Below are 20,718 nucleotides of genomic sequence, written 5' to 3' on the forward strand. Positions count from 1 at the left end.
AAACTATCAAACAACTCTGTCGGAACAAACAAACATACACACATGTATGCAAAAACATATCGGTTTACCACTGTATTATTTTCACAACAATTTACAATTGCGTCAATTTTACTTTACTTAATTTAACATTCAAGATAGTCAATATATGCATTTTTATGAGGGGATGACTTTAACACATCTAAGTCATTAAGCATTTTCAGCATTTTTTTTGAAGGAGTGTATATGAGGACCAAGTTCACAGCATGTCTCAGCATGCTGATCATTTTGATGGGATTGGCAACAGTCCCCGGGTTCAGCACCAAAGCTGAAGCAGCAGGCTTTGCCATCTACGAGTGGGGAGCTCGCGGCAACGCACTTGGTGGAGCCGTGGTAGCTAAAGCAGATGATCCGTCTGCCATTGCATGGAACCCTGCGGGCATCACACAGCTGAAAGGGACACACATTCAGGCCGGTGTAGCCATGATCTCTCCGAAAATGGATCTAACTACCACCTTCAATGGTGTCAGCACAAAATCCAGTATGACCGAGAACTCTTACTTCCCGCCCAGCGCCTATATTACTCACCAGATTAATGATAATCTCTGGCTTGGTGTAGGCTCCTTTACACGCTTTGGGCTTGGTACTGAATTCGATGAAAAATGGGGTGGTAGATATGCTTCCTACAATACCGCAATTGAAAGTTACTCTTTCAACCCCAACCTAGCTTACAAATTCAACGAATACGTTTCCATCGCTGCCGGTCTTGAGTTTATGAAGGTTCGTGCTGACCTCAGAAAAAAACTTGATGCTTCAGGCGTGAAAGACCCAACCACTTATACATTCGATGTAGATCAACGCATCCTTGTCAACGGATTTACCCCCGGTGCCAACGCAGCTATTCACATCACCCCCAGTGACCAGTGGTCCATCGGCCTGTCCTGGCGCAGCAAAATGAGCCACACAGCATCCGGGTCTGCAAGCTATAACCCTTCTGCAGCTGCAGCTGCCGCGCTTCCTAATAGCTTTCAGGACTCTGATATCAAAATGACCATGAAAACTCCGCATATGCTTTTCGCCGGAGTTGAGTACAAGCCCCTGGAAAATTTAAACTTTGAATTCGACGCGATTTGGTCTTTGTGGAGTGACTACAGCCACCTTACTTATGAATTCGAAAATGTGAACGCAATCGGACGGACCTCAGTTACATCTGATAAAAAATGGAATGATGTCTGGAGATTTCAGTTCGGCGTAGAGTACCTGCCCATCGAAGACCTCGCTCTCAGAGTCGGTTACTTCTATGACCAGAGCCCGATCCCCGATGGCTACATCGATTACATGCTGCCTACCAGTGACCGTCAGAACATTTCTCTCGGTATCGGCTGGAAATATGAAAACTTCAAGATCGATGCAGCGTACAACTACCTTTGGATGAAGGACCGCACCATCGAAGCAAGACCAGCTGAAGGTATCCTTGCTACTGAAATCAGCAATTCCCGGACCCACATTGTCAGTCTTGACCTTGGATTCGAATTCTAATTTCAGATATTACAAAGTAAACAAGAAGGCCCGTTCCATATGGAACGGGCCTTCTCTTTTTTATATAGATTAATCAACCTTATCTGCCAATACCCAGATCAAGATCCATATCGTCCGGAGCCTTCATTTCAACTCCGTAATTAACAGTAGATTTTCCACCGGCAGGAACCTCTACCAGCCACTCAAAATTATCATCCTTAATTTCAGCCTTAGGCTGGGTAACAACTTCGAGCTTGATACGCTTGTCACCGGAAACGGGAGAAGGCTCCTGAACCAGAACCTTAACCGGAACCTTGCGGCTGTTCTCAAGCTCAAGGCTATACTTCCAGCTGTAAGTCTGCTTGGAATTAAACATGCCCTGCTCGCCTGATTTCTTTTCTACAGTTTTGCGCTCCGCCTTAAGCATAGGGTCAGAACCGAAAAACAATTTCTTTTCCTTACCGGAAAAGAAAAAACGCTTTTTACCGATCATGGTTCCTTCCATAAACATAAGAGCCATTCCAGCGGGATAATCCTTAGCTTCGGCTAACAATGTTTTTGAAGAAACAAACACATCGGGACTAAGTGAAGGCCGAGCTATAAATGAAAAGTCAGATTTCCATGTTTCACTTTCAACTGCATACTTACGGGTACTGCCAGCAGGAATGTTCTTTTTACCCATCTCCCATAAAGAATATGTTGCCTTGCTGACCCGTTTAGGAGCACGCTTGAAGACTCTGGTTCCTGCGCCTCCAGCAGGTGCTGAATCTGCCTCCATGGCCATATTCATTCCATCCATGGCATAACGGGCCATTTCCGGTTCTGGTTCAGGCTTAGGTTCAATAACCCAACGTCCCAGCTCTGGCGGTGAAATTCGAGAGAGCTTCTTAACCGTAGCAAGGGCAACATCGCAATTCTTGAAGTCCATGCCGCTTCCCTGATAAATTTCCGCTTCAAAGGTAAACTGAACTTTCCCGCTACCGGGAAAAGCATCCAACTTATACTTAGGTGTCCAGCCGCAATTGCGGAGCATATAACCTATTTTGAAATCGGCACTTTTCGCTCCCTTGGAAGCTACTGAAACTGTTACATTCCAGACCAGTTTGTCACCACCGGCCATTTCTTTCAGCTGTCGCTCCAAATCATTAATCAGCTCCTGCAACTCTTCAATCTTGACCGCAAGTTTTGCTGATTCAGTGTATAGTTTTGAAAGATTAGTGACTACCTGTACAGCTACATTGCCTAAATCTAGAGGCTTTATCTGCTGATCTATTCCACGCTCTTTCCAAAAAGCAATTCCGCCATCCACAGCCTGCTTCTGGGAAACTACGGCATCTTTCTTAAATTTAAGCTGATCAATTTTTTTACCCAACTCAATGGCTGCAGGCGAACGTGACAAATCGCTCCGGGCCCATGATACATCATTAATTGCGACTCCCTTGGTCAGAGAAGCTATGGTGAATGTTTCCGGCACAGCCTGCCCGGAAAGGGTAAAAATTGCATAATCACCATTTACATCCCGTTTCAAGTCAGCTTTAACATTGCTGCTAAAATCAGCTCCGGAAGGGTAAAATACCACCCTCCCGGAGGCAGCAAAAGCTGAACTGCAAAACAAAACACATAATACCAAAGTCATGCATATAATTTTTTTTTGCATATCATCATCCTCGGTTAATAATCATATTTAAATAATACTAGGTTAGACATCATAGCAGATATCGATCAGGTTCAACAACACTCAATCAGCGCTCATTTAATTAGATTCTTCTGCTCGTAACCTTGTATTGACCCTTCTCTCGACAAATCATTCAATTTGGTAAATAGTCTCTACGTTTAATACTAAATCTACTCACTACAACCGGAGCATAAAAATGAGCAACAAACTTTCTCTGCTCGTCTGCGGCGGTGCAGGATATATCGGCTCACACATGGCCAGAATGATTGCCGAAGCAGGGCACGATGTCACAGTCTTCGACAACCTCTCTACAGGGCATGCAGAAGCACTTAAATGGGGAAAATTTGTACAGGGAGACCTGCGCAGCCACGAAGACCTTGCAAAACTTTTTGCTGAAAATTCATTTGATGCTGTCTTTCATTTTTCCGGATTGATCGTTGTCAGCGAATCTGTTGAAAAACCTTTTGAATATTATGACAACAACGTAACCGGCACCCTCAACCTGCTGCAGGCCATGCGCGCACATGGTGTAAGTAAGTTTGTTTTCTCTTCCACTGCTGCGGTTTACGGTGAACCGGTGATGGAAATGATTACTGAAGATCATCCGCTCAAACCACTGAATCCGTATGGCAGAACAAAGCTTCAAGTTGAAGAAATCTTACAGGATTACGCTATTGCTTACGGACTGGACTCTGTATGTTTCAGATATTTTAATGCCGCAGGGGCCCACCCGGACAGTACAATAGGAGAAGCTCATTCGCCTGAAACCCACCTTATTCCCAACATTCTGCTCAGCTGCATTGATGAAGGGCGCAGGTTAAAAATTTTCGGCAGCGACTACCCTACTCCTGATGGAACATGCGTGCGCGACTACATTCATATTCTCGATCTATGCGATGCACATCTCAAAGCCATCGAGTTTATGAATGCAAACAGCGGAGCCCATTCCTTCAACCTTGGAAACGGTAAGGGCTTCAGCATTCTTGATGTAATCAAATCTTCAAGCGAAGTGATCGGAAAAGAGATTCAATTTGACTACGAACCCGCAAGAGCCGGGGACTCTCCACGACTTGTGGCTGATAGTTCAAAGGCTGCTGAAATCCTTAGCTGGACTCCGAAATATACTGACCTGCGTGAAATAATTGAAACAGCATACCGCTGGCACAAAAATCCGGCATACTAAAAATCAAACTATACAAATTAAAAGCTGGAGCTTACGTAAACGCGTAAACTCCAGCTTTTTCTATCAATACAGCTAAAATAGACTTAGCGGGTAATCAATAAGATATCCTGATGATTCTTAGCCTTGCGCCCGCACCAGTCACCAAATAGAATTTCTTTAATCTTGAATCCTCTCTGCTCAAACATATTCAGGGCAAACTTTTCATCGTAGCCTACCGCATCCATAGGGTCTTTGGGATCAGCGGTATAAAAGATTCCATACTTAAAAAAATCATGCGTACTTTTACCCTGATCCATCAAAGCATTGGATTCCTCGTTAACCAAAAAGAAAGTCGCAAAAATGCGGCCTCTATCAGTAAGAACCCTATCCATCTCCTTGATGTAGTTCATGATGTCTTCCGGCATCATGTGCGTAAATACGGAGTTGAGCATAATCAGATCAAAGCTGTCATCCTCATAAGGAAAAACAAAATCAGCAGCCTTGATCTGAGCGTATGGGTTGTAAGTTGAATTAAAGATATCAACAAGTTGAAACCTGAAGTTAGGAAATTCCGGTGTAATATTTTCGGTGCACCATTTTATGCCGACAGGAAAAGTATCAAAACCTTCGTAACCACCTTCCTCTGAAAGGTACTCAAGCAACGGAAAGGCAAGACGCCCGATTCCGCATCCGATATCAAGAACTTTCTCATCAGGTTGCAGGTTCAACTTATCCCGGCAAAAGCCGATCATTTTATTCCCTACACCGCGAAAATCTCCTCCACCAAAGCAGATATGCAAATCTTCAGGCGGGTCGGAAATATTAGCAACATCTCTCATATAACACCGCTTACATCTGGTTCAGGCAATCTTCGCAGACTTCACCTTCAATTGATTCCGAAGTCGCTGCTTTACCTGATTTTTCCATGATCATGTCCACCATTTGTTCAAATCTATCAGCAGGCAGGTAGCCACGAACGGAAACACCGTTAATAAGAAATGTGGGAGTGGCATCGATGCCGAATGCTCCGGCCTCTTTTTCATCAGCCAGTAAAAACTCCTGCAATTTAGGAGAACGAAGGTGTTTCTGGAGCAATTCAGGATTTACGGCGACTTCTTCCAGAATTTTACCTAAAACCACACCCTCTTTATCTTCATAAAGGTCCTTCTGACGATCAAAGGCAAGGTCATGAAATTTGTAAGCTTTATCTTTATCGAATTGTGCGATTGCCTCAAAAACAAGAGCAAGTTCGCGGGAATTCTTGTGCATAGGCAGGTGTTTAAAAATAAGCCTGTACTTTTCAGGATTTTCGGCCACAAGTCTGCTCACTACTTTCGCACCCTTGCTGCAATAAGGGCAAAGAAAATCAGTATATTCAACGATAGTTACCGGAGCATCAGGTTTGCCAAGCATGGGTCTCTCGGCCCAGATACGGGGCTTAAACGGATTTTTGATTTCAGCTTCCAGCATCGCCTCGCGCTTAAGTTTCTCACGCTGATCAATCCCCTGCTCCACAATCGTGAGCATATCCACGCTATTCTCACGCATGGCATCCAACACAATCTGTGGGTTCTCACGTATCACTTCAGCAATCTGCTCCTTAAGCATCTGCTTGTTCGCACAACCGGAAACCATCACAGCCAAACAAATTACAAGAGCAATTCTTTTCAACATAAAAACCTCTTCAGCATCAGTTCAAGAAAAAACCTCCATGCGGCTAAACCGTGGAGGTTCTTTCAATAAGTTCATATAGGAGTAGAATTAATACGCTCCAATTCCCCAGACATCACTGTAAGAATCTGTTTTTTCATCAACTTTTTCAAAAAAATCTGAATGGATAAGATCCGGGTCCATGGTAGGCACAGAAGGTCCACCAAAAGGCGATGTAATAATGTCATAAACACCGGAAACAACGCGTCCGCCTGCATATGCAAAACCGACAAACAAGCCACCGACATATCCGGCTGCCTGCTCTGCAGGAGCATCGTTTTCAGCAGCAAGATCTACTGCTTGGTTCGGAATCTCCAGAGGAGCACTTAAAATATTCGTCATACCCCGCCCCAATTTTCGTGGTGCACGGTCAGAATAATTTTCCTCATTTCCAACATAGTTTGCAGAATTAAGGGAGCAGCCACCAAGCAACATCGAAGACAAGGCCACTGCGAAAAGCAATATTTTTACAAATCTTTTAGATTTAGTCATTTCATCTCCTGTTCTTAAATATATGCCTTTGCTCCAGTTTCCTGTCAAGGCTAGCCGCGTGTTTACTGGGTCAATAAAGAGTTTTGAATAAAATTATAACAAAAAAAGCCGTCCCCGAAGGAACGGCTTTTCATGATTAACTTTCAAATCGGGATTACCATTTTTTCTTGCGCTGTTCTTCAAGAGCTGCTTCCTGCTCTTCAAAAGTGGCAAATCCGGCATGATGCATGGCATCTTCAACGGTCTGGTTCCAATCCCATGCAGAGTAGATAACCGGCTTGTGGAAGGTACCACGGAAAGTATCCATTTCCTGCCTGATAAAGGATTCTCTGGGAGAATCCATGTTATCACGAAGCTGCTCGTTAAGCCTTCTGATTTCACCTTCGTACCAGTCCTCGAGATCTTCGGGGGTTTTGTACTTTTTGATGATGTGGCTGTAACCGTTTTCTTCCATTAGTGAGGCAAGGCGTTCAAAATGACGTGCCCTGATCCACTGTCCCAACTCGCTGACTTTGATATTTTCAGCTTCAACAGCTGCCATATCAAGCTTGGTCTGCAGGTAAGTGTCAGGAACAACGGAAGCGGAAACGATCCCGGCAATGCAGACTACACCGCGCAGTATTACGCTGTTCGAAACACCCTGTCCGCAGAAACCGATCTTCTTGCTGAACTTCTGTCCGGTGAAGATTGCTGAGAGAATAGCCCAGACAACTGCCGGATCTTCTTCATCGTAGATATGCTGAAGACTGGGGTTGTCACGGTCGGTACCGAGAACCAGCTGGGTCATATCGTTGGAGCCGATGGAAAATCCGTCAACTTCCTTGATGAATTCCTTGCTGAGCACAGCGTTACTGGGAATCTCAGCCATAAGGATCAGCTTCAGGCCATCCTTGCCGGAATCAAGGTTGTGTACCTGAGACAGATAGCGCTTCATGCTGCGAGCTTCTTCGATGGTACGTACGAAAGGCAGCATGATGTGAAGGTTCTTACCGCCGAACACACCACGAGCAAGCTTGAAGGCTTCCAGTTCCCAGTCATGGATATTTCTGGAAACACCGCGATAACCGAGCATCGGGTTGTCTTCGTAATGTTCGAAGAGCAGACCGCCAAGCAGGTTATGGTATTCGTTGGTCTTGAAGTCGGTAGTTCTATAAACAATATCCTTGCCGTAAAAGGCCATCGCAAACAGAGCAAGACCCTGAGACAATGTTTGGATATAATTTTCCTTACCGGTTCTGAGACCACGGGATTTAATAATATCGCTAATGCGCTGCCGAAGAGTGGTGACTTCATCCATTTCGGACTTGAGTCCCATCTTGAGAGCCACTTCTTCACGCAGTGCTTTAATCTGTTCAATGTATTCGAGAACCACGGGATTCTCATTGGCTTTGGCAAGCATATCCGGCAGTTCATCAAGGGATTCAGTACGCTTGTAGATGAACTTGGAATCAGCATGTTCCCCGGAGTGAATACCGAGAACGCCGCGAAGATGTTCTTCGATGTCCACAGAAGTCTTCAAAGTGTAGAGACTTTCGGTGGCATGTTCGAGGTAGTAATCGAGCTTTTTGTCCAATTCACGCAATTTGCGATGCATGGCCAGAACTTCTTCGGTTCCGCGGGCGGTATTGGCGTTAGCCATGGAATCCATTTCTTCTGTCAGACCGGTCAGCGCGCCGATGTATTCCCTGAGATTAATGTTCAGGGAAATAAGCCCGGAATCAAGCTGGGTCTTCATAACTGTGGTCAGTTTTCCATCCAGCTCATCAAGCTTATCCTGAACCAGCTTATCAAGGTTTCCGTTGTCATAAGCTTCGAGGGCCAGCGGATGAACACCCACGTTACCGAGCATGAATTCAGCACGCAGCAGGCCAACTTCAAAATCAGGCACTTCCCTCAGACGGGAAAGGAACAAAGACTGTCCCACGTCCGCGAGGATCAGGCCGACCTTGGTTTTGGTAGCCGGAAGCTCTGCAACATTGATGGTTCCGCCAACCTCAATGAGAGGCAAAGCGCCGCGGTAAACCTTACCACGGGAACCGTCAACAGTGATCTCCTGACCTTCAAGAGAACGCAGAATTTCAAGTCTCTGGATACCGATAATGGCCGGGATTCCTAGCTCACGAGAAGTAATCGCAGCGTGACTGGTATCGCCGCCTACGTCAGCAAGAATACCGGAGGCAATACGCATCCCCGGAACCATGTCCGGGTCGGTACGCTCAGCGGCGAGGATGTCGCCTTTATGAATTTTGTTCAGCTCAAGAGCGGAACGAAGATACTTAACAGTTCCCTGCCCTGCTCCGCGAGATGCACCGTTACCTTCCAGAACAACTTCAGCAGATTCAAGCTCCTTGGGATCAACCTCAAGCCTGCGCATGAAGATGGAATGGGGATGCTGTTCGAATTCCTCGTTCCAGCGGGTTTCAGGACGAGCCTGAACAAACCAGAGGCGATCAGCCGCATCAAGGCAGAACTCGGTATCCATAATCATGCCGCCATAAGCAGCACTGATGGAACGAACGCCTTTAGCTACTTCTTCAGCCTGAGCAAGAGACAGAGCCCAGCGGTAAACAGCACCGGGCTGAACTTTTTCAACCTTGGTTCCACCTTTTTCGCTGTAAACAATCTTCTTATCCTTGCTGCCCATATTACGGACAACAACTTCAGAACCGTCATCACGCTGGAATACGTAAAATTTATCCGGTGTGACCATGCCGCCGACAACAGCTTCACCAAGACCATAACTGGCATCAATGGACACTAGATCCTTGCGGTCAGTCCCACGACAACCGGTGGCAGTATCAGCACTGAATGCAGTACCGGAAATAACCGGATTGATCATACGCATGATGCAGACGGAAAGGGAGGTGTTTTCAATCGCCCATTCTTTCTTGGCATCTTCTGCAATAGAAGCGTTGCCGGTATTCTCCGCCAGAGTGACGGCATCAAGAATGGCTTCGCGACGGTAGGTCATACTGCGCAGGTTGTAAGCGGATGCGCAGTCCCAGTGATATGCTTCGGCGCACTGGTCTTCGCCGACTATATTAAGATAGGTATCCTGAAGTCCGGCAAAAGCCTTTTTACGGCTGTCCTCACCGGCCGCGGAGGAACGTACGGCCACAGGCTCATTCTCAAGCCCTGCATCTTTGCAGATGGAGAGATAAGCTTCCCTGACTGCGGTTTCGACTTCCTTGGGCAGTTCCACAGAAAGAATCGCACTCTGAACAAGCACTGATCTTTTGCGTAACTGGTCAATTCCTTCAGGAGAGGTTGCAAAACCTTCAACAACGTTATTAATAAAAGTACGCAGCTGAATCTGAGTTTCAGTATGCTTGCCTGCTTCTTCTTTAATTACCTGAGCGATAGAGCGGACAAACTTCTGTAAAAATTCACTGTCACTGTTAACTTCTTCACTACTCCAGTCCACAGCGTTATATTCACTGTCCACAACAGATCTGACAACGCTTGCATTAACTTTGGTCTCATCCAGTAATTTATGGAATGCGATAGATGAAACAGCCCTGAACTGGGGAGATCTGATGCCGTCCACCTGACTGATCAATGCGGTATTATAGTTCTTCCCGCCGACCAGCAGTTCTGCATCTTCACCGATTTTAACGATATCGGCACCGGTTAGAATCAGCTTATTTTCAAGCTGTTTTTTAGCCTGGGACTTCTTGGGAGCTGCTGTTTCTGCCCTCTTAGCGGAAACTGCTTCTTCCGTCTTACCAGCCATCACTTCCTCCTTACACATCATTGTAGATATGCTCTTGGATTTTTTTCTTTAAAATCCGGGTAAATAAGATAATCAGTAATCGAAAAGAAATTAACAGAATATAAACAGACATAGCACCCTGCTTTGGCAAAAGACAAGGGCGCTGACAATAAATGATACTGATTCGGGCGCAAACGAAAGAACTCCGCTGCATTCCGGGCATTGCCGTGATCGGGTGAAAAGCTTCCCTTCAGTTCACCCGGCAACAGAGAACAAATTCCTCAGCAACGCCCGCATGTCAAGCAAAAACAGTATCTAGCTGCATTATAAAGGCATTACAGAACCAGAATATATCTCGTGTTGTTCACCATTGTGATCAACTACAAGTCCACCGTCAGAACGCAAACCGCAAATGACACCGCGATCAACGCCTTCAGGACCATCCACAATTTTAACTTCTTCACCGAACCAGACCAGACGGTCTTGAAGTTCGTAGAGGAAGTCATCTGTATTTTGCATGGAAATAATCTGCCCGAAATTGCCCCTGAAATGCTTGATCAGCTCAACCCATGTTTCCAGAGGACCAAGCTGCATTGTATCGGTATTGAGCTTTCCGGCAGGAACTGCATAATCAGCTCTAAGCATGCTTCGTTCGGGTGCATAAGACAGATTTAAACCGATGCCGACCATAGTAGAATTTCCGCGCTCTTCGATAAGTATGCCGCCTGCCTTCTTCCCGTCGATTAAAATATCGTTGGGCCACTTAAGCTGGGCATCGACACCAAGATCACGCAAAGCATTACAAGTCAGATAGCCGACAATAAGGGGGAGAATACGATTCCAGACAGGACGGACCTCACCGGGCTTTACTTCCGGGAGGGAAGGCCACTTGATGGTGCCGTACACATTCCCGGGAGGGGAAATCCATTCACGGCGAACCTGTCCGCGTCCGGTATTTTGTTCGACTGCCAGAACACTTCCCCAGTCCGAAAGATCCTCAAGTGAATTCAGACGCCATGCAACATCAAGGCTTGAGACGCAGGAACCGCATACTGCAACAGGAACTCCGGTCCGTGAACCTGATATCCATGTTGAATAAGTCCTGTACTCAGCATCTTCGCTATTCCAGGGGCCGAAGTTCTCAATGTCACGCGCCCATAAAGGGTGGGCCTGAAAAATATTTTCCGGGTTAGCCTTGGGGAGAGGACTGGAATCCTTACCGTTGATAATAGTAATTCGAGTAATCATGCTGCACTATCCCATGTTCTAATGCTGGTTGACAAGGTAAAACCTGTTTTTATTAATACTTTAGCTTAATTATATTATTAACCAAAGCCAGCGGGATGCGCAACTTCATTTTGATTATTCTTTCTTCGAGGACTTGATCTCCCTGATCATATCAATGAGTTCTTCTTCCACATCATCAGCTTCGCTCTGGTCAATTGCATCAGATGAACGAGAGTCACGGGTAATGGCTGCGGCGATCTTGCTTGAAATTGCTGCCAGAATACGCTTTTTGGCATCATCACCGGCAATAGCCAGCAGGATACCGAGCTTATAGTATCCGAGCTTGCGGAAAACCAGCTTCAAAGTTCCAATATCCACAAAAATGATATCTTCAACACCTTCAAGTTCATCAATAGACTTGCGTTTGCGCTTTGTTTCTTTGAAGTATTGCGCGCCCTTCTTCTCTACCCATTTGGACGTTGCTTCCTTATGCAACATACAAATATCTTCAGGAAAATCACCGACACCGATCTTTTTATAAATCATTTCCGGGTTGGAATCGACAATTGATGAAAAATCATGAATATCAATAAAGTCTGAAAGAAAGACCTTACCACTGAACTTATTGATATCATCGGAAAGACTCTTGGCTATCTCAAGAAAGTTGTCAGGATTAGTAATTGTCAGATAACTCTGCGAAGCAATCTTATTGACTGAAAGCATATTAAATCCAATTGCGGATTTAAGGTGGCGCTCAACATCATGTTGCGATCCATTTGTAATTTCGCAATATTCCTGAGACAACTCTTCAAGGGTAATCCCGATAGGCGAGTCCTCGCCTTTAGGAGCAGTTTTAAAAATACGATGCTTCATGTGCAGCAGGCGGCAGAAAGTAAGCCATGAATTATCGCTGCGACTTTCGGAGACAGCCCGGTCCGCACGGGCAAGACGCGAAGCCAGTACTCTGGTCAGGTGAAAAACAGTAGGATGACTTTTCTTAAGCAGCAAAAGAATCAACCGCGCAGTCAATTCCAACAGAACGCACTCTGAAGCAGCCTCCGCCCCGGCAACCCTTTCACACTTTGAAATAATTGCCATTTCGCCAAAAAGCTCCCCCGGTCCCAAAGTAGCAAGAATCTGTCTTTTGCCTTTGATATTTTTGACAATATTCACAGAACCGGACTGGATCATGTAAGCTGCATTACCCTTTTGTCCTTCCCGGAAGATAACATCGCCCTTTAGAAAAGTCTTAGATTGTGGCTTAACTGCTGCCATACTACTTCACTCCCTTCAATTTTCGCACAATATCAAGGAGTTCGTCGCAACATTCAAGCACTTCCGGATCACTTGGATCCCGGTCAACGGGAGGTTCACGCAGTAAAATTTGAGCAACCTTTTTCCCTACGTTTCGCTTAAGCTTATCCCTGCCCTGCTGATCCATAGCTGAGTAGAGAATTGAAATATTATAAAAATTAAACCCCTCAAGAGCCTTTTTAAGGGTCGGATTATCAATAAAAATAATGTCTTCTACAGACTCAAGATCTTCAAGGGCCTTGCGGGGCCTGCGAAACTTCTTAAAAAAGTCAGGGTCCTTGCCTTTGCCCCACTCAAGGGCTTTCTCCCGGTTAAAAAAGAGCAGGGTTTCGGGCATTTCTTCCTTAATGAGCTTTTTATAAATCTGTTCCGGTGTACTTCCGGTCCTTTCTGCCAAGTCAGTGAAACTCATAAAAGTCATGCGTTGATCTACATTCGCACCAAGCTCACGCATCTGTTTATAGAGATTACGCAGATGAGGCATGAACTGCTCGAAATTATTAATATTAATATAGCGTTCAACAAATGCACTCTTATCGCCCTTCTTGATACTTTTCATATCGATCAAACGAAGCTTGAACACTATCTCCAAGAAAGATTCAATTTCAAGATTTGAAAAGGCAGCAAGACTTTTAACTGTATCGGTGTAGGATTTCACCGAAAGTCCCATCTTGTAATTCTCAATCTCCTGCTGCTTATTACGGGGAGTGTATGCAAATTCCTTGTAGGCAAGGCTGAGAATAGTTGCGAGTGCAATAAATGAATCATTCTGCTCTGTCCCGGAGGCCTTCACATCTGTAGCAGCTACTCTCTTAGCTAATAGTTCCAGCATCTTACGAACAGTCTCAGGAGAAGCCCTAAGCAGCTTGTTCATCATTTCTTCAGTAAGCACCACTAATTCACAAAAGCTGGAAGCCTCTGCACTGGCCGTACGTTTCTGATTAGCCAGTAAAGACATTTCGCCAAAGATATCACCGCGTCGCAGGGTTCCCAAGACAGTCTTTTTCTTGTCGATAATTTTAAAAATATCGACAGTCCCAGACTTGATCATATAGGCAATCTTACTTTCCTGCCCTTCGCTGAAAATGACCTTACCCTTATGGTAGGTCCGAATACTTGGTGCTGTCCTTACAATCATCGTTAACCGTACTTAATAAAAAATGAAACTATCTAAAGATTACACATTCCGTCGTACCTTAACAAGTCCAACAATTTTCTTCACAACCAATGGGAATAGCCCCAACAGCACAAAGGAGATCAGCACTCCGGGCTGAACTATCCCGGAAAGAGAATCGATCCGACCAAGTTCTTTTCCGGCATTAACATAGACCATTGTCCCGGGCAGCATGCCCAGTTGTGAAACCCAATAAAAAGTCCTCAACCTGATCGTTGTAAGTCCCATAAGCAAATTGATAACCACAAAGGGAATGGCCGGGATAAGCCGCATTGTGAAAAGATAAAACGCACCTTCTTCTTCAATACCCCGGTTAACCTTTTCCAGCCGGTCCCCGAACTTTCGCTGCACGTAATCCCTGAACAGATGGCGCGAAAAAAAACAAGCCAGAGTGGCACCGATAGTGCTGGCAAATGATATAGTCAGCACCCCTACAGTAAAACCGAACAAAGCCCCACCAGCCAGCCCAAGCACAGTTGCACCGGGAAGATTCACTCCGACAACCAGCACATAAACCAGAAAAAATGAGAAAACAGTTAAAAATGGGTTCTGATCATAAAAAACTTGAAACTCCTGCCTTGAATTTTTTATATATTCCAGAGTCAGGAACCTATCCAAATCAAAGGCAAAAAACAGTGCCACGACAATTGCAATAAACGTAATTATGAGTATTTTATTTTTCATTGATCATACGATACCATCAAACCTGAATTAATCAAGAACGCTGCTGGCCTCAGGCTTATTATCAGCCACCAGAATAGAAAATGCAAGAAATGACTAAAAAACACAATAATTTAAAAATATTAATAGCCGGGGGAGCTGTTAGAGACCTGTTACTCGGCAGGTCTCCAAAGGATTTGGACTACCTTATTGCATCCGGTTCTCCTGAAGAATTTCTTGCTGCTTTTCCAAAATCCCGTCCAGTGGGAAAATCTTACGAAATATTTTACCTTAAAGGACTGGAATTCTCTTTCCCGCGAGCTAGAGGTAACGACACTGAGGAAACAATAGATCTTGACCTCAAGGCTCGCGACTTTACGGTTAACAGCTTTGCGCTGGACGAAGACGGAGAACTGTACGCTCACCCTAATGGATTAGAAGACTTACGTAATCGGGTTTTACGGCCATCCTTTCCTGATAGTTTTAAAGAAGACCCGCTGCGTGTATTCAGGGCGGCAACCTTTGTAGCCCGATTCCCGGAGTTCAGCCCACACCCGGAACTGATTGCAGAAATGAAACGTTGCGCAGAAAACGGTTGGCTTGCAGACATTGCCCCGGACAGAATCGGCGTAGAACTTCGTAAAGGCTTAAGCGGAGCTAAACCCGGGAATTTCCTGCGTTTGCTGATTCAAGGTAATTGCCTTGAACCATGGTTCACTGAGTTTACCGGTGCTGATGGTATCCCGGCCGGACCGCCTGAATACCATGACAAATCAGTTACTGGACACACTGCTGAAATTATGGATGAAGTTGCAGGCAATCCCCTGACCTGCTGGATGGCCATGTGCCATGATCTGGGCAAGGTCCTGACAGCACCGGACATCCTCCCATCACATTATGGACATGACAAAGCGGGTGTAATTCCGGCTCAGAAACTGGGCAGCAGACTAATGCTCCCGGTAAAATTCATTCGTGCCGGGGAAAGCGCAGCAGGCCTCCACATGAAAGCCGGTAACTATCGGGAGCTAAGACCCGGAACCAAAGTAGATCTATTGATGAAACTGCATATTTCCGGACTTCTGGAAAATATGATCAGCCTTTGCAATGCGGACAGGGGTGAAGGAGTGCTTAAGAATGCTCCCGCAGACCTGGCAGAGATACTTAAGGTATCCCTGCCGACCCACGAAAGAAATCTTGGTAAAGAATCAGGGGAAAAGCTGCGCAACATGAGGGCCATGAAAATAAAGACCTTCAACGGCAGCAGAAAGAGGATTTAACTACTCGAATAAATACTTATATTCCCCAGCTACCTTGTCTGTAGTATTCATTAGTCCGGCAGCACTGTTTTCCACATTACGGGAATTCACAAGACCAAGTTCCTGTTTAAGATAAAACGGCACAACGCCCTCGCTCTCCGCAAAAGTCCAGACCACTGAATAAACAGAGCCGATCTCCGGTCTTTCATTGAATTCACTACGCGACTCAATAATGACCCGTACAGCCTTCCCATCTTTTCCAGCCAATTTAAAAAGCACGGACTTCCTAAAGTTCTCCTTTAACTTTAATGCCAAAGTACCACCCAACACGTCATCACCACTATGAATGACCGCTACAGGAACTCCTTGTTTTTCAGCACTCTGCTCTACTTTTTCGACCGGAGCAGGTTTAGCCTTGGAATTTGGCACTGCCTTTTTCTCTTCAGCTGAAGCGATTGAACCCAAGCAAAGCACAAGCAGCAATATCAGTACGGAATTCATCACTTTTTTCATAACAACTCCTTATTAGCATTCGTTTTCAACTCTTCTATCAAGGCTTTCACCCGGACCTTGTCACGCGTCCAGACCTGTGAACAGTAACCGGAAATATACGTTGCAACGTCCTTACGATTCGGCAGGTCCGGAAAGGCTGGAAAATCAATATCCTTAATTGTGATCACAGTGAAAGCCATCTCATCATCGATTACCTTACATTGAGGCCCCACACATCCGGCTATGTTTTCCTTCCTTACTGATTCAGGATCAAGAGACTTGGTAAACTTAAGCACATCCGAAGCTGAAACGTTCCTGTTAACTTTTTCAATTTGAATGTTAATTTCTTCGGCCATTTTGAAAAAATCATCCCGATTTACTGACCGCACTTTACGTCCATTCTTATCCTTTTTGATTGAACCGTGCATGTATTCTTCAATACTTGCGGAAAGCATATCGTAGCCAATACCAAACCACTTGATATATTCCCCTCTGCCGGTAAAAGCGAAAGGTGGGCTATCTATGATGTCAGCACATTCTACCCCGGCAGGATGATAAAAATGGCATCTGTTCATTCCGGCAGACACCCAGAAATCATTGAAACCTGAAGGCCCCAGACAAATTTTCTCAAGCAACGCGCAAGCTCGAAAAACCTGATAAAGTTTAACATGGAGTTTTTCCGAGACATCGTGAAATAACTCAAGAGCATCATCAACATCCACGCGGGCACCAAAGAAGGAATCCGCCATGTCGCTCAGAACCTCATCCGTCAAAGCATCGGTTAAATCTTTAAAATCAGCCATAATATTTCCTTTAAAACTGTAGCTCAAAAACTTTATACGGATATTTTTTATTTCCGCTCTATCCTTTTGTTTTTAGCATTTTCCAGACTAAACAGGCATTCAAACTACAAATGAAATCATTAATTAACCTTGAGAGTGCCATATAATTGAATTATACGCCAATGGTACGAGTATCATTCAAATGATGATTGTTCGATAAAATTCAACAGTTAAATTACCTGCTCAATTTAACTGAACCCACATCAGACATACTGGAGGGAGTATGCTGCTCAACGAACATTTAAGTAAAGTACTGCTCAAAGAGGCCGCCGGACTTCCTGTACCCACCGGGGTGAAAATCACTGAAAAGGATTTGCCCGGACTGGAACCATACTTTCCTCTGCCGTGGATTCTGAAAGCTCAGGTTCCTGTTGGCGGACGCGGTAAGGCCGGAGGTATCCAAAAAGTGGATTCACGGGACGAATACGAAAAAATCGCCCGCCAGATTCTAAGTATGGAAATCAAAGGAAACAAGGTCCCCTTTCTGCGGGCCGAGCCTGCGGTGGACATCCGTAAGGAATTTTATCTTTCCCTGACTCTTTCCCGCCAGCGCCGCAAGGTTATCATGACAGTTGGCCGTGAAGGCGGAGTTGAAATCGAAAATATGGGCCCTGAAAACCTGCTCATTCAGGAAATCAGCCTTCCCGGTGGATTGCAGCCCAACCAGATTCGTGCTGCCTTTTTCCATATCGGCATTGCCAAAGAGCTTTTCGCGGATTTCAGCAACATCGTTAAAAATCTTTACAACACCATGATCGATTACGGTCTGCTGCTGGCTGAGATCAATCCGCTGGCCCTGACCGGATACGGCAAGCTGCTCGCCCTCGACGGTAAAATCGAAATGGACGACAACATCGTCGACCTCAACCCCGCTTTTGAAAAATTTTACCAGCCGGAGCACTCCACTCCGGTGGAAAACATTGCCCGTGATGCCGGAATGAGTTTTGTATCGCTTAAGGGCTGGGTAGGTCTGATCGCTAACGGTGCAGGTCTTGCTATGGCCTCTATGGACGCTTTGAACTTCTCTGACCTTCCGGCAGCAAACTTCCTCGACCTTGGAGGTGCTGCGGACCAGAAACGCATTGAAACAGCCCTGCGGCTGCTCTTTGATGATGATCAGGTCAAAGCAATCCTGATTAACCTCTTCGGCGGTATCCTTTCCTGTGAGCTGGTTGCCAAGGCCCTCGTAGCGGCTCTAGGCGGCAAGGAACCGGAAAAGCCCATCGTGGTGCGTATGTCCGGTAACAGTGCAGAAGAAGGCCTTGAAGTGCTCAAGCAGGTTAAAGGCGACAAACTGCACCGGGCCAGAAACATGCAGGAAGCCCTCGACCTGCTGGCTAAGCTCAAGCCCGCTGATACACCTAAAATCGAATTCCCCGACCCCATCGCGGCTATGCCTGATTCCCGACCCAAGGACATCGGCTACAAATCGCCGCACACCTTCGGTATCGACAAGGACACCCCCATTCTCGTACAGGGTATTACCGGTGCGGAGGGACGTCTGCATACCAAGCTCATGCTCGAATACGGCTCCAACATCGTTGCCGGGGTGACTCCGTTCAAGGGCGGTCAGGAAGTGCTCGGAGTTCCGGTTTACAACTCCATCAAAGAAGCACAGCGCCACCACGAAATCGGGGCCAGTATTATTTTCGTACCTCCCAAGCTGGCAACTGATGCCATTTTGGAAGCGGCATCCTGCGAAATCCCATGGGTGGTCTGCATCACCGAAGGCATTGTCCAGTCGGCCATGTTGAACGTGCTGGAGCAGATTAAAGGCAGTAAATCCCGAATTGTCGGTCCCAACACCCCCGGCATGATCGTACCCGGACAGACTAAAATCGGAATCCTGCCCACCACCCCGTTCTCTCCCGGTCCGGTTGCGGTCCTTTCTCGTTCCGGCACCCTGACCTACGAAGTAGCCGACCGCCTCAATCAGGTAGGTATCGGGCAGTCCCTGTCTATCGGTATCGGCGGAGACTCATACATCGGCACCACCTTTGCGGATGTTTTCGAGATGCTCAGAAACCACGATGAAACCAAGGCTGTTATGGTTCTAGGTGAAATCGGCGGTACTGCGGAACAGGATCTTGCAGACTATGTAATTGAAACAGGATTTGACAAACCCGTACTTTCCTTTATTGCTGGTCAGACCGCACCTCCGGGCAAACGTCTGGGCCACGCAGGTGCGATCCTTCAAGAAGGAACCGGGGTACAGGGCAAGCTGGAAAAAATGCGCGCAGCAGGATTCACAGTCTGCCCCAGCCTTGAGTCAATACCACAGCTGACAGCAGACGCACTTGGAATTAAGTTAAGTGAATAAAAACATATGCTTCTTTAATAGCAATAAAGCCTGGGGCGGCGGGGAGAAGTGGAACCACCACTTTTCCCTGCTCCTCCGGGATCAAGGTTACAACGTATTCGTAGTAACCAACCATAAATCCGAACTTAAGAGCCGCCTTGAAAACGAACCGGGCATCACCCTGCATAGCGAGCCGATCGGTAATCTTTCCTTCCTGAATCCCGTTTTGATGGGCCGTTTGAAATCTTTTTTTAAGGCCAACGACATCCAGACTCTGATCACCGCCCTGCCATCCGACCTCAAAAGCGGAGGCATAGCCGCTAAGCGCGCCGGGGTTAACCGCGTAATCTACCGCAGAGGAATCGCCGTTCCGGTAAAAAACTCATTACTCAACCGCTACATATTCAAGAACGTTGTTGACCGCTTAATTGTTAATTCCCTTGAGACAAAACGAACTGTTTTAGCCAACAACTCTGAGTTGATAGATGAAGGCAAAATCCGCCAGATATACAACGGCTTCGATGTTGCTGAATTTGATAAACAAGACTTTTCACCACTCTACACTCCCGAAAACGGAGAGGTAGTGATCGGAAATGCGGCACGTTTAACCGCTCAAAAAGGCCAGAAACATCTCATTGATTGCGCAAAAATCCTCAAAGGAAAGGGCCTGAATTTCAAAATACTCATCGCCGGGAAAGGCGAAATGGAACAGGAACTGAAAGATTACGCCGCAGAACTGGACGTGAATGACAAGGTTTCTTTCCTCGGTTTCATCAAAGACATGAAATCATTCCACGCTTCGCAAGACATTTTCTGCTTACCGTCTTTATGGGAAGGGTTCGGTTATGCCCTCGTGGAAGCCATGACACTAGAAAAACCAGTAGTAGGATTTGATATCAGCTCCAATCCCGAAGTTGTTGCAGATAGTGAGACTGGAATTCTTGTTCCGGTAGAAGATACTAAGAAACTTGCAGCAGCTTTAGAGAAGCTGATTCTTGATGTGGATTTGCGCAAAAAAATGGGTGCTACCGGACGTCAGCGGGTGTTAGAAAACTTTAATACGCCGTTGGTTTTGCGAAAGTTAATTGAGGTTGTGGAGGAATAGCGTAACCTTTTTAGGTTTATGTCAATTTCATTCTATATCAATTAAGATTGCTCTGACACTGTTAATTGTGTTCAGATGTAGCAAGAATTATTGATCTGGAGTGA

Annotated in this window: 16 protein-coding genes; 5 read left to right on the forward strand and 11 right to left on the reverse strand. The window is 45.9% G+C overall.

Going from position 1 to position 20,718, the window contains the following annotated elements:
• Positions 1–222 precede the first annotated feature (222 nt).
• Positions 223–1,515: an OmpP1/FadL family transporter gene (locus ACNI23_RS05815; RefSeq protein ID WP_420247264.1), complete on the forward strand. Its 1,293-nt coding sequence runs from the start codon at positions 223–225 to the stop codon at positions 1,513–1,515.
• A 79-nt stretch (positions 1,516–1,594) separates the two neighbouring features.
• Here ACNI23_RS05815 and ACNI23_RS05820 read toward each other — a convergent pair whose 3' ends face one another.
• Positions 1,595–3,151, reverse strand: a complete 1,557-nt coding sequence (locus ACNI23_RS05820) for a DUF4139 domain-containing protein (protein ID WP_420247265.1) — start codon at positions 3,149–3,151, stop codon at positions 1,595–1,597.
• A 214-nt stretch (positions 3,152–3,365) separates the two neighbouring features.
• Here ACNI23_RS05820 and galE point away from each other — a divergent pair, with 214 nt between their 5' ends.
• Complete coding sequence (gene galE / locus ACNI23_RS05825) at positions 3,366–4,352, forward strand: UDP-glucose 4-epimerase GalE (protein ID WP_420247266.1); 987 nt, start codon at positions 3,366–3,368, stop codon at positions 4,350–4,352.
• 83 nt (positions 4,353–4,435) lie between these two features.
• On the opposite strand, the gene ACNI23_RS05830 is transcribed toward galE, so the two are convergent.
• The 8 genes from ACNI23_RS05830 to ACNI23_RS05865 form a co-directional block, all read right to left on the reverse strand.
• On the reverse strand, positions 4,436–5,170 hold the full coding sequence (locus ACNI23_RS05830) for a class I SAM-dependent methyltransferase (RefSeq protein ID WP_420247268.1): 735 nt from the start codon (positions 5,168–5,170) through the stop codon (positions 4,436–4,438).
• 10 nt (positions 5,171–5,180) lie between these two features.
• On the reverse strand, positions 5,181–6,005 hold the full coding sequence (locus ACNI23_RS05835; protein WP_420247269.1) for a DsbA family protein: 825 nt from the start codon (positions 6,003–6,005) through the stop codon (positions 5,181–5,183).
• An 87-nt stretch (positions 6,006–6,092) separates the two neighbouring features.
• A complete protein-coding gene (locus ACNI23_RS05840; protein WP_420247270.1) occupies positions 6,093–6,533 on the reverse strand; it encodes an exosortase system-associated protein, TIGR04073 family in 441 nt (146 codons plus the stop codon).
• 154 nt (positions 6,534–6,687) lie between these two features.
• Complete coding sequence (locus ACNI23_RS05845; protein WP_420247271.1) at positions 6,688–10,266, reverse strand: PEP/pyruvate-binding domain-containing protein; 3,579 nt, start codon at positions 10,264–10,266, stop codon at positions 6,688–6,690.
• A gap of 303 nt (positions 10,267–10,569) precedes the next feature.
• Positions 10,570–11,493, reverse strand: coding sequence for a biotin--[acetyl-CoA-carboxylase] ligase (locus tag ACNI23_RS05850; RefSeq protein ID WP_420247272.1), 924 nt, complete (start codon positions 11,491–11,493; stop codon positions 10,570–10,572).
• Positions 11,494–11,607: 114 nt separating this feature from the next.
• The gene (locus ACNI23_RS05855; protein ID WP_420247273.1) at positions 11,608–12,747 is read right to left on the reverse strand and encodes a cyclic nucleotide-binding domain-containing protein; all 1,140 of its coding nucleotides are present in this window, start codon (positions 12,745–12,747) and stop codon (positions 11,608–11,610) included.
• A gap of 1 nt (position 12,748) precedes the next feature.
• Complete coding sequence (locus tag ACNI23_RS05860) at positions 12,749–13,924, reverse strand: Crp/Fnr family transcriptional regulator (RefSeq protein WP_420247274.1); 1,176 nt, start codon at positions 13,922–13,924, stop codon at positions 12,749–12,751.
• Positions 13,925–13,963: 39 nt separating this feature from the next.
• Entirely contained in the window at positions 13,964–14,644 is a 681-nt protein-coding gene (locus tag ACNI23_RS05865) for a TVP38/TMEM64 family protein (RefSeq protein ID WP_420247275.1), read from the reverse strand.
• An 89-nt stretch (positions 14,645–14,733) separates the two neighbouring features.
• Between ACNI23_RS05865 and ACNI23_RS05870 the strand changes: the two genes are divergently transcribed.
• A complete protein-coding gene (locus tag ACNI23_RS05870) occupies positions 14,734–15,897 on the forward strand; it encodes a tRNA nucleotidyltransferase/poly(A) polymerase-related protein (protein ID WP_420247276.1) in 1,164 nt (387 codons plus the stop codon).
• On the opposite strand, the gene ACNI23_RS05875 is transcribed toward ACNI23_RS05870, so the two are convergent.
• Both ACNI23_RS05875 and ACNI23_RS05880 read right to left on the reverse strand, forming a co-directional pair.
• A complete protein-coding gene (locus ACNI23_RS05875; protein WP_420247277.1) occupies positions 15,898–16,389 on the reverse strand; it encodes a hypothetical protein in 492 nt (163 codons plus the stop codon).
• On the reverse strand, positions 16,386–17,171 hold the full coding sequence (locus tag ACNI23_RS05880; protein ID WP_420247278.1) for a hypothetical protein: 786 nt from the start codon (positions 17,169–17,171) through the stop codon (positions 16,386–16,388). Before ACNI23_RS05880 ends, ACNI23_RS05875 begins: the two co-directional genes overlap by 4 nt.
• 262 nt (positions 17,172–17,433) lie before the next feature.
• Between ACNI23_RS05880 and sucD the strand changes: the two genes are divergently transcribed.
• Positions 17,434–19,530, forward strand: coding sequence for a succinate--CoA ligase subunit alpha (gene sucD, locus ACNI23_RS05885; RefSeq protein ID WP_420247279.1), 2,097 nt, complete (start codon positions 17,434–17,436; stop codon positions 19,528–19,530).
• Positions 19,523–20,614, forward strand: coding sequence for a glycosyltransferase family 4 protein (locus ACNI23_RS05890; RefSeq protein ID WP_420247280.1), 1,092 nt, complete (start codon positions 19,523–19,525; stop codon positions 20,612–20,614). Before sucD ends, ACNI23_RS05890 begins: the two co-directional genes overlap by 8 nt.
• Positions 20,615–20,718: the final 104 nt, after the last annotated feature.

This window comes from Maridesulfovibrio pacificus (SeqCode) (assembly GCF_048612815.1).
Taxonomy (GTDB): Bacteria; Desulfobacterota; Desulfovibrionia; order Desulfovibrionales; family Desulfovibrionaceae; genus Maridesulfovibrio; species Maridesulfovibrio pacificus.

What these genes read in the sequence shown, in the direction of transcription:
- galE (WP_420247266.1), top strand. Translation starts at nt 3,366, where the DNA reads ATGAGCAACAAACTTTCTCTGCTCGTCTGCGGCGGTGCAGGATATATC.
- ACNI23_RS05865 (WP_420247275.1), bottom strand. Translation starts at nt 14,644, where the DNA reads ATGAAAAATAAAATACTCATAATTACGTTTATTGCAATTGTCGTGGCA.
- ACNI23_RS05835 (WP_420247269.1), bottom strand. Translation starts at nt 6,005, where the DNA reads ATGTTGAAAAGAATTGCTCTTGTAATTTGTTTGGCTGTGATGGTTTCC.
- ACNI23_RS05815 (WP_420247264.1), top strand. Translation starts at nt 223, where the DNA reads ATGAGGACCAAGTTCACAGCATGTCTCAGCATGCTGATCATTTTGATG.
- ACNI23_RS05860 (WP_420247274.1), bottom strand. Translation starts at nt 13,924, where the DNA reads ATGATTGTAAGGACAGCACCAAGTATTCGGACCTACCATAAGGGTAAG.
- ACNI23_RS05850 (WP_420247272.1), bottom strand. Translation starts at nt 11,493, where the DNA reads ATGATTACTCGAATTACTATTATCAACGGTAAGGATTCCAGTCCTCTC.
- ACNI23_RS05820 (WP_420247265.1), bottom strand. Translation starts at nt 3,151, where the DNA reads ATGCAAAAAAAAATTATATGCATGACTTTGGTATTATGTGTTTTGTTT.
- ACNI23_RS05870 (WP_420247276.1), top strand. Translation starts at nt 14,734, where the DNA reads ATGACTAAAAAACACAATAATTTAAAAATATTAATAGCCGGGGGAGCT.
- ACNI23_RS05855 (WP_420247273.1), bottom strand. Translation starts at nt 12,747, where the DNA reads ATGGCAGCAGTTAAGCCACAATCTAAGACTTTTCTAAAGGGCGATGTT.
- ACNI23_RS05845 (WP_420247271.1), bottom strand. Translation starts at nt 10,266, where the DNA reads ATGGCTGGTAAGACGGAAGAAGCAGTTTCCGCTAAGAGGGCAGAAACA.
- ACNI23_RS05880 (WP_420247278.1), bottom strand. Translation starts at nt 17,171, where the DNA reads ATGGCTGATTTTAAAGATTTAACCGATGCTTTGACGGATGAGGTTCTG.
- ACNI23_RS05875 (WP_420247277.1), bottom strand. Translation starts at nt 16,389, where the DNA reads ATGAAAAAAGTGATGAATTCCGTACTGATATTGCTGCTTGTGCTTTGC.
- sucD (WP_420247279.1), top strand. Translation starts at nt 17,434, where the DNA reads ATGCTGCTCAACGAACATTTAAGTAAAGTACTGCTCAAAGAGGCCGCC.
- ACNI23_RS05830 (WP_420247268.1), bottom strand. Translation starts at nt 5,170, where the DNA reads ATGAGAGATGTTGCTAATATTTCCGACCCGCCTGAAGATTTGCATATC.
- ACNI23_RS05840 (WP_420247270.1), bottom strand. Translation starts at nt 6,533, where the DNA reads ATGACTAAATCTAAAAGATTTGTAAAAATATTGCTTTTCGCAGTGGCC.